The sequence below is a fragment of the Ferriphaselus sp. R-1 genome (genome assembly GCF_000746095.1).
In the GTDB taxonomy this organism is placed as follows: Bacteria; Pseudomonadota; Gammaproteobacteria; order Burkholderiales; family Gallionellaceae; genus Ferriphaselus.
In genome coordinates, this window is the sequence record NZ_JQKP01000020.1 from 16,806 (window position 1) to 28,593 (window position 11,788).

Annotated in this window: 13 protein-coding genes; all 13 read right to left on the minus strand. The window is 62.4% G+C overall.

The features are described from left to right. Nucleotides 1-11 precede the first annotated feature (11 nt). Nucleotides 12-2,498: a glycogen/starch/alpha-glucan phosphorylase gene (locus DM08_RS10645; protein WP_051938139.1), complete on the minus strand. Its 2,487-nt coding sequence runs from the start codon at nucleotides 2,496-2,498 to the stop codon at nucleotides 12-14. A gap of 32 nt (nucleotides 2,499-2,530) precedes the next feature. Further along, nucleotides 2,531-3,628, minus strand: coding sequence for a quinolinate synthase NadA (gene nadA / locus DM08_RS10650; protein WP_035384645.1), 1,098 nt, complete (start codon nucleotides 3,626-3,628; stop codon nucleotides 2,531-2,533). Continuing rightward, on the minus strand, nucleotides 3,621-4,373 hold the full coding sequence (gene nudB, locus DM08_RS13330; protein ID WP_081908871.1) for a dihydroneopterin triphosphate diphosphatase: 753 nt from the start codon (nucleotides 4,371-4,373) through the stop codon (nucleotides 3,621-3,623). The genes nadA and nudB overlap by 8 nt, the downstream gene beginning before the upstream one ends. Then, entirely contained in the window at nucleotides 4,370-4,759 is a 390-nt protein-coding gene (locus DM08_RS10660) for a guanyl-specific ribonuclease (RefSeq protein ID WP_035384646.1), read from the minus strand. The genes nudB and DM08_RS10660 overlap by 4 nt, the downstream gene beginning before the upstream one ends. Nucleotides 4,760-4,832: 73 nt before the next feature. Beyond that, nucleotides 4,833-5,558: a proteasome-type protease gene (locus DM08_RS10665; protein WP_035384647.1), complete on the minus strand. Its 726-nt coding sequence runs from the start codon at nucleotides 5,556-5,558 to the stop codon at nucleotides 4,833-4,835. A gap of 48 nt (nucleotides 5,559-5,606) precedes the next feature. Further along, complete coding sequence (locus tag DM08_RS10670) at nucleotides 5,607-6,587, minus strand: alpha-E domain-containing protein (RefSeq protein WP_161780290.1); 981 nt, start codon at nucleotides 6,585-6,587, stop codon at nucleotides 5,607-5,609. After that, a complete protein-coding gene (locus tag DM08_RS10675) occupies nucleotides 6,587-8,038 on the minus strand; it encodes a circularly permuted type 2 ATP-grasp protein (RefSeq protein ID WP_035384648.1) in 1,452 nt (483 codons plus the stop codon). Before DM08_RS10675 ends, DM08_RS10670 begins: the two co-directional genes overlap by 1 nt. 89 nt (nucleotides 8,039-8,127) lie before the next feature. Next, nucleotides 8,128-8,778, minus strand: coding sequence for an NAD(P)-dependent oxidoreductase (locus tag DM08_RS10680; protein WP_035384649.1), 651 nt, complete (start codon nucleotides 8,776-8,778; stop codon nucleotides 8,128-8,130). Then, the gene (locus DM08_RS12365; RefSeq protein ID WP_051938143.1) at nucleotides 8,775-9,413 is read right to left on the minus strand and encodes a TMEM175 family protein; all 639 of its coding nucleotides are present in this window, start codon (nucleotides 9,411-9,413) and stop codon (nucleotides 8,775-8,777) included. Before DM08_RS12365 ends, DM08_RS10680 begins: the two co-directional genes overlap by 4 nt. Nucleotides 9,414-9,461: 48 nt before the next feature. Further along, nucleotides 9,462-10,235 carry a helix-turn-helix transcriptional regulator gene (locus DM08_RS12370; protein ID WP_051938148.1) on the minus strand — a complete coding sequence of 258 codons (774 nt, stop codon included), beginning with the start codon at nucleotides 10,233-10,235 and terminating at the stop codon, nucleotides 9,462-9,464. A 9-nt stretch (nucleotides 10,236-10,244) separates the two neighbouring features. Continuing rightward, the gene (locus tag DM08_RS10695) at nucleotides 10,245-10,820 is read right to left on the minus strand and encodes a flavin reductase family protein (RefSeq protein ID WP_035384650.1); all 576 of its coding nucleotides are present in this window, start codon (nucleotides 10,818-10,820) and stop codon (nucleotides 10,245-10,247) included. Between the two features lie 23 nt (nucleotides 10,821-10,843). Then, nucleotides 10,844-11,290 (minus strand): SRPBCC family protein, encoded by a 447-nt coding sequence (locus tag DM08_RS10700; protein ID WP_035384651.1) that lies wholly within the window; start codon nucleotides 11,288-11,290, stop codon nucleotides 10,844-10,846. A 280-nt stretch (nucleotides 11,291-11,570) separates the two neighbouring features. Then, on the minus strand, nucleotides 11,571-11,788 hold a 218-nt coding region (locus DM08_RS13225; protein WP_237560250.1), incomplete at its 5' end, for a hypothetical protein.

Consider the following 11,788-nt stretch of genomic DNA (forward strand, 5'->3'; position numbering starts at 1 on the left):
GGCATCACGCCTCAGCCACACACATCATTCGGAGACGAGGCCACCACGGGCACGGCCCGCCAGATCCGCTCGGCATATTCGCGTATGGTACGGTCACTGGAGAAGCGGCCCATGCCGGCCACCGTCAGGATGGCGCGCCGCGTCCACTCCTGCGGATCGCGGTAGATACGCCCCACCTCCTCCTGACTCGCCACGTAGGAAGCGTAGTCAGCCAGCAACATGAAGCGATCCCCGTACCGCAACGCATCCACCACGGGCCGATGGCGCGTCGGCTCATCGACACAGAAATAGCCGTCGGCGATCATGTCCAGCACCTGCCGCAATTCCGCATCGTCGCGGTAAAACGCGGCGGGATCGTAGCCCCGCTGCCGCAATGTCATGCCTTCCTCGGCAGTCATCCCGAACAGAAAGAAGTTCTCGGCACCGATCTCCTCGCGGATCTCGATGTTCGCGCCATCCAGCGTACCTATGGTCAACGCGCCGTTGAGCGCCAGCTTCATGTTGCCGGTGCCGGATGCCTCGGTGCCCGCCATGGATATCTGCTCGGACAGATCGGCTGCCGGCACGATCAGCTCGGCATTGGAGACGTCGTAATTGGGAAAGAACACCAGCTTCAGCCTGCCGGCTATGCGCTGGTCGTTGTTGACGGTGGCGGCCACATCGTTGATCAGGCGGATGATGCGCTTGGCCATGACATAGCCGGGGGCGGCCTTGCCCGCGATGATGACGGTGCGCGGCGTGATGTCCTGCGCGCCCGCGCGGATGCGGTTGTACAAGGTGACGACGTGCAGCACGTTGAGCAACTGCCGCTTGTATTCGTGCATGCGTTTAATCTGGACATCGAACAAGGAGTCCGGGTCTATGTCCAGATTCAACCGTTGCTGGATCAACGCGGCCAGCCGCTGCTTGTTCTCCTGCTTGACCCGGCGGAAGCGCTGTTGCAATTCGCCGTCATTGGCACGGCTGCGCAATTGCGCCAGCTGCCCGAGGTCGGTCAGCCAGCCCCGGCCCAAGGTATCCGAGATCAGTGCCGCCAAGCCCGGATTGGCCTGGTTCAGCCAGCGCCGCTGGGTGATGCCATTGGTCATGTTGACGATCTTGCCCGGCGTGATGCGCTCGAAGTCGGCAAAGATGGTGCGTCGCATCAGCTCGGTGTGCAAGGCGGCCACACCGTTCACCGTATGACTACCGACGAAAGCCAGGTGCGACATGCGGATACGCCGTCCGTTGTTCTCATCGATCAACGACAAGCGGCGCAGCAGGTCCACATCACCGGGGAAACTGTGCATCACCTGTTGCAGGAAACGCTGGTTGATCTCATAGATGATCTGCAAATGTCGGGGCAACAGCCGCTCGAACAGCGCCACCGGCCAGCTCTCCAACGCCTCGGGCATCAGGGTATGGTTGGTGTAGGAGAAGATGCGCGTGCACAGCCCCCAGGCCTCGCCCCAGGGCAGGCGATGGATGTCCACCAGCAGGCGCATCAGCTCGGCCACGGCAATGGCGGGATGGGTGTCGTTGAGCTGCACCGCGACCTTGTCCGGCAAACCCGACCAGTCGGCATGCCCCTTGCGATAACGCTGCAACATATCCTGCAACGACGCGCTGACAAAGAAATATTGCTGCTTCAGGCGCAACTCCCGCCCTTCCGGGGTGGAGTCATCCGGATACAACACCATGGACAGGCTCTCGGATGCGTTCTTGTCCGCCACCGCCTGGATGTAGTTGCCCTGATTGAAATAGCGCAAGTCGAAATCGCGCGAGGATTTCGCCGCCCATAGCCGCAGGTTGTTGACGGTCTCCCCGCCGTATCCGGGGATGGGCGTGTCATAGGCCATCGCCATCACATCGTCGGTGCCCACCCAATGATGGCGCACCACGCCATCCTCGTGCTGGTACTCCACCACCCGGCCATGGAACTTCACCGGATACAGCAACTCGGGCCGGGGAAACTCCCAGGGGTTGCCGTAGCGCAGCCAATTGTCCGGATGTTCTACCTGCTCACCATGCTCGATACCCTGCCGGAACATGCCGTATTCGTAGCGTATGCCATAGCCGTAGCACGGCAGATCCAGTGTCGCCATGGAATCCAGGAAACAGGCCGCCAAGCGACCCAGACCGCCATTGCCCAAGGCCGCATCCGGCTCCATGCCTGCGATGGTCTCGAAATCCTGCCCCAGTTCGTAAAGTGCCGCCTTGCCAGGCTCATCGATACCCAGGTTGAGCATGGCATTGCTCAGGGTGCGCCCCATCAGGAACTCCAGCGACAGGTAGTAGATGCGCTTGGCATCCTGCGCGTAGTAGCGCTGCATGGTCTCCATCCAGCGCTCGACCAGCCGGTCGCGCACGGCATGGGCGGTAGATTGGAACCAGTCGCGGTGGGTCGCATCGGGACGGTTCTTGCTGCTGGTGTAGACCATATGGTCGACCAGCGCCACGCGCAAAGCCTCCCTGTCCATACCGGCACGACAATGTTGCAATGTCTTCTTGCTCGCCATCCGTGATCCTCTGACTGGTTGATGCGATCCGCTCAAGCGTTGCCTATGCCTCTAGTCGGCAACTTGATCTGCCGGGCGAAATCCAGCATGCGTGCTATGGGCAGCCGGGCCCGCTCCCCCGTGACGGGATCGACGCGGACCTCGTTATGGCCACGCTCCAGCACCGCGAGCAAGTTGCTCAAGCCGTTCATCGCCATCCACGGGCAATGGCTACAGCTGGTGCAATTCGCGCCATGCCCGGCGGTGGGGGCTTCGAGGAAGGTCTTTTCGGGGCACAAGGTACGCATCTTGTGCAGGATGCCGTTGTCGGTGGCGACGATGAACTCCGTGTTGGCCGCCTTCTGCGCAGCACTGATGAGCTGGCTGGTGGAGCCGACCACGTCGGCCAGTTGCACCACCGCGCGCGGCGATTCGGGATGCACCAGCACCAGCGCGCCGGGGTGCTGCGCCTTCAGCTCCTGCAACTCCTTGGCCTTGTACTCGTCGTGCACGATGCACGAGCCCTGCCACAGCAGCATGTCCGCGCCGGTCTGCTCCTGCACGTAGCCGCCCAAGTGGCGGTCGGGAGCCCACAGGATCTTCTTGCCCTGCGCGTGCAGGTGGCGCACCAGCGGCAGCGCGATGGAGCTGGTCACCATCCAGTCGGCGCGTGCCTTCACCGCCGCGCTGGTGTTGGCGTACACCACCACCTCACGGTCGGGATGCGCGTCGCAAAAGGCGGCGAACTCGTCCGCCGGGCAGCCCAGATCGAGCGAGCATTCCGCTTCCAGGTCGGGCATCAGCACGCGCTTCTCGGGATTAAGAATCTTCGCGGTCTCGCCCATGAAGCGCACGCCCGCTACCACGATGGTCTTGGCCGGATGCTGGTGGCCGAAGTTGGCCATGTCCAGCGAGTCCGACACGATGCCGCCGGTCGCCTCAGCCAGGTCTTGCAGATCGGGATGCACGTAGTAATGCGCCACCAGCACGGCATCCTGCTCTTTCAACAAGCGTTTGATGCGCTCGGTCAGTTCAGCCTTGTCACCCGCCTCGGGTTCTCGCGGCTTCTTCGCCCAAGCTTGGGCCGTGCTGCAACTGGACCGCGCTGGGTCCGGATGATCGTAAGCGATGGGTATCTTTTGTTCAGACATGCCTGACTCGTTCCGGTAATTCCAGGATCGCCGCTCGGTTGCTCGGCGAAAACACTTTGGCTGCCGCTTCTTCCCAAGGCAGCCACTGATAAGCGACATGCTCGCGAGGCGCGAGCATCACCGGCACACGTCCATACACTTGCAAGCCGAACACATGCTCGGTGTTGTGGGTGGTGCCGGGCGGGTAGCGGTGCGCCCACTGGGCATAGATCTCATAGACGTTCTCCCGCCGCCAGTCGGTCAGCACATGGTTCGTCGCATTGATACCGGTCTCTTCGAGCACCTCGCGGAGTGCGGTCTGGCGCAACGACTCTTTACCATCGCGGCTGCCGGTGACCGACTGCCAGGCACCGGGGTAGTCGGCCCGCTCCAACAACAACACCTCCAACTGCCGCGTGTAGATCACAACCAGCGCGGAGATCGGCTGCTTGTATTTTATGGGCGGACGGAAGCACACCTCGAACGACTTGCCCTGCCCCGCCCAGTAACGGGCCGTCTCGGTGAATATCTCGCGGGCGATGTCACGGTCATCGCCGTCCAGACAGACCAGGCCGCTCCCCCCGACCAGGGTCAACACGTAGCCCGCCGCAGGCCGCCAGGACAGATCCTGCAACACATCGGCCAGCGCATCCCAGTTCTGGCCACAGGCTGCGGGAGCTCCGACCGCATCGTTGATGGCGGCGATGAACGCCGGTTTGCCCTGCAACACCGCAATGTCGGCCTCGAAAGCGGCGATCTCGCTCATGGCTGTCCCTCGATAGGTTGGAAAGTCTGGTAATGGTCACCGCTGTAGTAGCAATCCTGCCGCTCGCCGCACACGATGCGCCGTGCACCGCGCCCGTGCTCTCCGGGAGTCTTCACCGTGTATTCGTGGTAATAACCGCGCGCCTGGGCAGGCAGGCGGCGCTCACGGTTGCCGAACACCACCCCGTCACGCGGATACGGGAACGGCCCGCCCTGACGGATGAGCCGTAGTGTCTCGTAAGCCTCGGGTGGCAAGGTATGGGCGACCGCTGCGTGTGGTCGCCCAACGGAGAAAAGATCGAACGCCCGCGCCGGGAAACTCAGTGCGACAAAGACGGACAGTCCGGATAAGGTGAGCAGGAGTAGGAGTCGGGTCGGCAGGCGCATGGCCGGATTCTAACACCGTTCCTCGCCCCTCCAAGCAGCCTGGGCCGCATGAAATCGCAGCAGACGGCGACGTTCACTCCCACGGGAAGCGCGGCAGATTCTCCAGCGCCAGCAGCAAGCCATGGTTCCAGGCTTCCGCCAACTGTTTGGCGAACGGATCGTTCTCGGTCAGGACGGTACGTTGACCGAAGTCCAGACTGTCACGGCGGTAGGTCAGCAGCTCGACCGGTGGGCCGACGGTCAGGTTGCTGCGCACGGTGGAGTTCATCGACACCAGCGCGCAGCGCGCAGCATCGGACAGCAGAGTATGTCGTTTGATGACCCGATCGAGGATGGGTTTGCCGTACTTGGTCTCGCCGATCTGCAGAAAGGGGTGTTCGTCCGATTCATGGATGTAGTTGCCCTGGGCATAGATCAGCAAGGTCTCCGGCTTGTCGGCACCGATCTGGCCGCCAAAGATGAAAGTCGCCTCGAAGTTGGTGGCGGCGTGGTCCCGCTCCATGTGCTGCCGCTGCACGGCGGCGCTGACCGTGGCGATGTAATCCGAAGCCTGATGCATATTGGGTACCGTGCGCAGACTGGGGAATCGCTCCGCCTCGATGTCCCCCCACAGCCGTTTCACCACGGACTGGGTGGTCGCCAGGTTGCCGGATGACAGCAGCACGAAGAAACGGTCACCCGGCCAAACGAAGGTGTGCATCTTGGAGTAGACCGAGATGTTGTCAAAACCGGCATTGGTACGAGAGTCGGAGCAGAACACCAGGCCTTGGTCGGTGTTGATGGCTATGCAGTAAGTCATGGCGGATGATCGTTTATCGAAAGGTCGGAGTCGTGAATGGCATGCCGCTCATTGTCCGGTCAAGGATGCTGCACCTTGCTCCGGCACCGGCTCTGCCTGTACGACATGAAAATGGCTCCCGGTGAGGGTAGCATGGATCATCCCCAACTGGGCTTGCAACAGGTCCAGATATTCATGCAGGGCGAGGGTATCCAGCCCCTGAATGGGATGCCGGCCTACCTCCTGACGCAATTGGACGAGTTGCTGGCGCAGCTGTTGCGACCGGGGCAGTTCGCGCAGACACCCCTCCATCTCGACCAGACAATGCACCACGCTGCGCGGAAAGCGTGAGTCATTGAGCAGAAAAGCGACCACGCTGTCGGTGGCGATGTCCATCGACACCAGGCGGCGGTAGCTCGGATATGCCGACAACGATTCGAGGATGCTGATCCATATCCGCCCCTGCAAGGACGCGCGCAGGACATGCTCGACAGGATAGTGCACCGCCGCATTGAGATCGAGGATGCGGGTAGTCATGTCGGCGCGTTCCAGATTACGGCCCAACTTCATCATCTGGTAGGGAAGATCGTGCCCCATCACACCGGAGACCACCCCGACGATGGCATGACGGCGCTCGATGACATCGTTCAGCACCAGATAGCGCTCGCGCCGGTTGCGGCACGCCCTGCCGGCATGTGCCTTGATGTACAGGTACAGGCTGTTGATATGCTCCCAGACCTCGGCAGGCAGCATCTCGCGCAAGGTGCGGCAGTTCTCTCTGGCCTGGGAGACGCAGGCATAGACCGAGCTGGGATTATGCTCATCCTCGATCAGAAAGCGCATGATGGCATCCTCGTCGGCCTCGCCGTAATGTTGCTGGAACAGGTCGTCCACGCCGGCCACCTCCAACAGCGTGCGCCAACCGAAGCTGGCCCCGGCGGGGAGATCCAACAACACCAGCGTGCTACTGTTGATGAGGCGCGCCGTGTCTTCCGCCCGCTCCAGATAGCGGGACATCCAATAAAGTCGTTCTGCATTCCTGGCCAGCATCAGCATGCCTCCTCATCGACGATCCAAGTATCCTTGCTCCCTCCGCCCTGCGAAGAGTTCACCACCAGCGACCCCTTGCGCAACGCCACACGGGTGAGCCCGCCGGTGGTGGCGTACAGCGTGTCCGATTGCAGCACGAAGGGGCGCAGGTCGAGATGGCGCGGGGCGAGTTCATCATCCACCCAGGTCGGTGAGGTGGAGATGTCCAGCGTCGGTTGTGCCATGTAGTTACGCGGGTTGGCACGGATCAGGGCAGCGAACTCCTCCCGCTCCTCGGGCGTGGCACGCGGGCCGATCAACATGCCATAGCCGCCGGATTCGTTGGCTGGTTTCACCACCAACTGATCCAGATGCGCCAACACATATTCGCGCTGGTCTTCGAACATGCACAGATAGCTGGGCACGTTCTGCAGGATGGGCTCTTCGCCCAGGTAGTAGCGAATGATCTCCGGAACGAAGGTGTACACGACCTTGTCATCCGCCACCCCGGCACCGGGGGCGTTGGCGATGGCCACGTTGCCTGCCTGCCAAGCGCGCATCAAGCCCGGCACGCCGAGCATGGAAGACGGGTTGAACGCTTCCGGATCGAGGAAGTCATCGTCGATACGCCGGTAGATGACATCCACCCGCTCCAGTCCGGACAGCGTTTTCATGTACACCACATCGTCGGCACCGACCGTGAGGTCGCATCCCTCGACCAGCGCGGCTCCCATCTGTTGGGCCAGATAGCTGTGTTCAAAGTAGGCCGAGTTGTAGATCCCCGGTGTCAGCACGACCACCAGCGGATGCCCCTCGCTGCGCGGCGAGAGCGCCGCCAAAGTCTGGTACAACCGCGTCGGGTAATCGTCCACCGGCAGGATGTTGGTGGTACGGAACACCTCGGGGAAGATGTGTTTCATGATCTGCCGGTTCTCCAGCATGTAGGAGACTCCGGACGGCACGCGCAGATTGTCTTCCAGCACGTACAGCGTTCCGTCACGATCACGCACCAGATCGGTGCCACAGATATGCGCCCACACCCCGAAACGGGGCGAGATGCCGCGACACTGTGGCCGAAAATTGACCGACCCTTCCAGCACCTCCAGCGGGAACACACCGTCTTCGACGATGCGCTGACCATTGTAGAGATCGTCGATGAACAGGTTCAATGCCTTCAGGCGCTGTTTCAGCCCGGCATCCACCCTATCCCACTCCTGCTTGGTCATGATGCGCGGCATAGGGTCGAACGGCCAGGTGCGATCGATATTCCCTGCTTCGCTATAGATGGTGAACGTGATCCCCATCGCCATGATGGCCGCATCGACGGCCTGACGGCGGGCCTTCAGCTCCCCCTCGTCCAGCGTGGACAGGTAGTCGAACAACGGTCGGGCCGAGTCCCTGACCTGCCGTGAGGTATCCAGCAGTTCATCATAGGCTGCCGATACGGCATATTCCTCCAACGCAAGTTTCATGATGTGACGCTCCTTTCCCTGTGGTCAGAAGCGAATAGCGTGCCAAGCTCAGGACGGGCGCGGATGGCCGGACGATGCGGGGGCCGATATCAATAGGACAGATGCACCGTGCCGCCGGAATGCTCGCGCCGGGCCAGCTCGCCAACGATGAAATGGGCCACATCGGCTCGGGCTATCCGGCCCAGCCTGTCGCCGGGGGCCAGCTCCGTCAGACAGCGGTATCGCCCGGTCAAACGCCCATCGGTCAGCCAGGCCGGACGGATCAACGTCCAATCCAGTCCGCTGGTGTGCACCACGTGCTCCTGCCTGTCCTTGTCCCGATAGATCTCGCGCAGCAGCCAGGGCAGGATGATGCGGTCATACAGGAAGCCACCATGCCCCCGGCTGGAGCCGGCCCCCATGCCGGTGATGCACAGCAAGCGTTCGGTACCGCTCTCGGCCATCGCCTGCACCAGGTTGCGGGTGCCCTGCGAGAGCAGCGTCACCGGAGTGCGCTGCAATGGCGTACCCAGCGCACTCAACACGGCATCCATGCCCCGAGTGGCGCTCCGCAGCGATGCGACATCGAGCACATCACCCTGCACCACCTCGATGCCGGGCAGTGTTTCCGGCGGCAAGCGTGCGGGGTTGCGCACCAAGGCGCGCACTTGCAGCCCGGCGCAGGCTGCCTGTCGGCAGCACTCGATGCCGGTAGGACCGTTCGCGCCGATGACCAGCACACTGCGTATGGTGGTCGTCATGCGGCCTCTCCTGACGTGATCGCGCCCTGCCGCCCACCCAGCGCGACCACCAGTCCCCAATACAGCCACATCGCGCACGTCCCGGCCAGCGCGAGACCGGGCCACCACAGCGCCGCCAAGGCAAGCATGGCGTAAAGCGCCACGCCTATCGCCTCGAATCTGGCGAGCTGCCCCAGCGCGGCACGCGCCCCTGCCCCGCTCACCAGCAAGGCCGGTGTGGCGCGCAAACGCAGCGTGAGCAGCAGGAACGAGAGCGAGACCAGCCCGGTGTAAGCCGCGTAGAACGCCGTCGCCACCGCCTCCGCCCCGGTGCCGGCGAACTGCCCGATGGTCCGGGTGGGATACGGGAACAGCGCGATGAGCAACAGCATCAGCCCGTTGAGAAAAATGAGCCGCGTGTCAGCCTTGCGCACCTCGCGGAAGATCATGTGATGTCCCATCCAGATCAGCAACACCACCGCGAACGAGTTGAAGAAGGTCAGATAAGCCGGCCACAGCTGGACGATGCTACGCCACAGTACGTCATCCGCTGCCTCGACCGATTCCGGAATCTTGATGTCCAGCGCCAACAATGTGATCGCCACGCCAAAGATGCCATCGCTGAACGCTTCCAGCCGCGCCGTTTCCTTTTCCATCGCCTCTCGCCTCCGCTATGCAGCATTACGCCGCGAACGGGGGCGAGATTAGCCGACCTGCGGATGGATGAATTGAATGGAGCGGCTATTCTGGAGCAATCCGCCCGCCGGGATACCGAAGGTGCGCCTGAACAGGCGGCAGAAATGTGCCTGATCGGCAAATCCCGCGCAGGCTGCCGCCTCGGTGAGACTGGCCCCTGCACCTACCGCCTGCACGATGGCCGCCTTGATGCGCTTCCACATCAGGAACTGCGAGAACGCCACGCCCGCCTCCTGCACGAAGAGATGCCGCGTGCGCTCGGGTGAAAGATGGATCTGCGCCGCCACGTCCGGCAAAGCGATCCGCTCGTGCAGGTGCGCCTCCACCCATGCGATGGCAAGCTCGATGCGCTCGTCTCGCGTGCCGTCCGCCCGCGCATCCGCCGTCAGCAACGCCAGCGAGCGCTCGGCAAAGTCCCGCCGCTGCGCATGGCTCCACCCGTGCACCTCGGCCAGCGACGATGGGTCTGGCTGAGCCTCCAGCCACATGTCGGACAGATCGAGGACCGCCTGCCCATCAAGCATCTGCTTCAGCTGCCAGCCGGTGCGGCTGTCCGCATCGATGAAAAAGATCAGATTGCTGCCGCCCAGCCCATTGCAGGCATGCGCCACGTTCTGGCCTATCACCAGCGCGCGTCGCCCTTCGTGCACCACCCCGCCGATGCGACTGCTGAACGAAGCCGAGACACTCAGCAGGATCTGGAAGCAATGGTGGCGATGTACCTCGACCTGCACATCGTGGGCGAGAAAGGAAATGACGTTCTTTTCGATACTGGCCGACATCCGGGCAGCTCAATCCCGCGCGGTCAGCGACTCGCCGATGGCGTAGAAATGGCCGCCCGCGACGTAATGCAGGCTGCGCAGTGATGGGTCCGCCGCCTCAAAATGCCAGTGGCCGTCGCGGAACACCCGGTCGTCCGCCCAGGCCGCCGTCACCTCGCCGATGAACAAATCGTAAGCCTGCTCGTTGTGCGGCTCCGGCACGCGGCGGCAGGCCAGCCAGGCGGAGCAGCCCGCCACGAACGGCAACGCCTGCGCCGGCAGAACGAACAAAGCCACCCCGCAATGCGCCAGCTTGTCGGCATCGTCGGCCAGACTCACACTGCCCACCGCCTTGGTCACATCCAGCAACGCCACGGTCGGAATCTGAATCACGAACGCCCCGCTCTCCTCCACCAGCGTCCGCGTGCGCGAGGACTTGTCCAACACCACCGTCAGCTTGGTCGGCGCCAAATCCAGTGCACAACACCACGCCGCCGCCATCACGTTATCCACCCCGGCATGGCGCGCCGAGACCAGCACCGTCGGCCCGTGGTTGAGCAAGCGGTAGGCTTTGTCGAGGGGAACAGGCGAAATGGAAGGATTCATGTCGTGCAAGCAGCTTAGGGAGTTCAATCCGGGATGTTCGGCTCGACCAGCGTGGCCAGTTGCAACAGCGACTCCTGCCAGCCGAGGTAACACATCTCGGTCGGGATCATCGCCGGAATGCCCTCCTGCACGATGCTCACCTCCGTGCCGCACAGCACCGGTGTCAGCGTCACCGTCGTCTTCATCGCTCCCGGCAGATTCGGGTCGTCGAATTTGTCCGAGTAACTGATCGTGCGGTTCGGCTCCAGCTCAAGATACTCGCCGCCGAAGGAATGCCCGTTGCCGCTGCCGAAATTGGTGAACGACATCCTGAACGAGCCGCCCACCCGCGCATCCAGATGCTGCACACTGCACGTGAACCCATACGGCGGCAACCACTTCGCCAGCGCCTCCGCGTTCAGGAAAGCCTGGTAGATGCGCTCCGGCGGCGCGCGCAGCACGCGATGCAAACGGACGGTTCCGGTAGTCATGGCAAAGCTCCTTTCATCAACGTGGGCTGTGGTTCGAGCGCATAGAACAGAAATTACAAAGTTCACCACTCGCGTGGGGCGCAATAACCAAAAGGCATTGCGCCGTGTGAATGAAGGGAAAATGTCCGGCGCAATAACGATTGCGTATATGGACACCTCCCGTTTTGCAAGCAACGCGTGTTGATGGTTTTGGGTGCAACTGCTTCCGTATATCCGGCTTCCTGTTGGGCGGCGAGCCGTCCGAGCCATGATGGAATTCGCGCGCAAGTTTCAAATCGCCCTAGCGGCTTTGCCGTGTGTTGCTGCGGCAGGGAGCCATCGCAATTAACTGAATTGCCTGCGCCGGTCTGACCTGTTTGCCATCAATTCGTTTGCCATGCAATCGCTGTCGGTTGTCTCCTGCTAAAACTCTGTTGTCTGCTGCCCGTTTGCTTCCGCTTGCGAGCAGCCCTGTTATTTCTATTCTGCGACTCGATACGTTTCTTCTCTGCTCAATAT

Coding starts and splice junctions, on each gene's coding strand:
- DM08_RS12365 (WP_051938143.1), bottom strand. CDS start 9,413: ATGGAAAAGGAAACGGCGCGGCTGGAAGCGTTCAGCGATGGCATCTTT.
- DM08_RS10670 (WP_161780290.1), bottom strand. CDS start 6,587: ATGCTGGCCAGGAATGCAGAACGACTTTATTGGATGTCCCGCTATCTG.
- DM08_RS10660 (WP_035384646.1), bottom strand. CDS start 4,759: ATGCGCCTGCCGACCCGACTCCTACTCCTGCTCACCTTATCCGGACTG.
- DM08_RS10675 (WP_035384648.1), bottom strand. CDS start 8,038: ATGAAACTTGCGTTGGAGGAATATGCCGTATCGGCAGCCTATGATGAA.
- DM08_RS12370 (WP_051938148.1), bottom strand. CDS start 10,235: ATGTCGGCCAGTATCGAAAAGAACGTCATTTCCTTTCTCGCCCACGAT.
- DM08_RS10665 (WP_035384647.1), bottom strand. CDS start 5,558: ATGACTTACTGCATAGCCATCAACACCGACCAAGGCCTGGTGTTCTGC.
- nadA (WP_035384645.1), bottom strand. CDS start 3,628: ATGTCTGAACAAAAGATACCCATCGCTTACGATCATCCGGACCCAGCG.
- DM08_RS10700 (WP_035384651.1), bottom strand. CDS start 11,290: ATGACTACCGGAACCGTCCGTTTGCATCGCGTGCTGCGCGCGCCGCCG.
- DM08_RS10680 (WP_035384649.1), bottom strand. CDS start 8,778: ATGACGACCACCATACGCAGTGTGCTGGTCATCGGCGCGAACGGTCCT.
- nudB (WP_081908871.1), bottom strand. CDS start 4,373: ATGAGCGAGATCGCCGCTTTCGAGGCCGACATTGCGGTGTTGCAGGGC.
- DM08_RS10645 (WP_051938139.1), bottom strand. CDS start 2,498: ATGGCGAGCAAGAAGACATTGCAACATTGTCGTGCCGGTATGGACAGG.
- DM08_RS10695 (WP_035384650.1), bottom strand. CDS start 10,820: ATGAATCCTTCCATTTCGCCTGTTCCCCTCGACAAAGCCTACCGCTTG.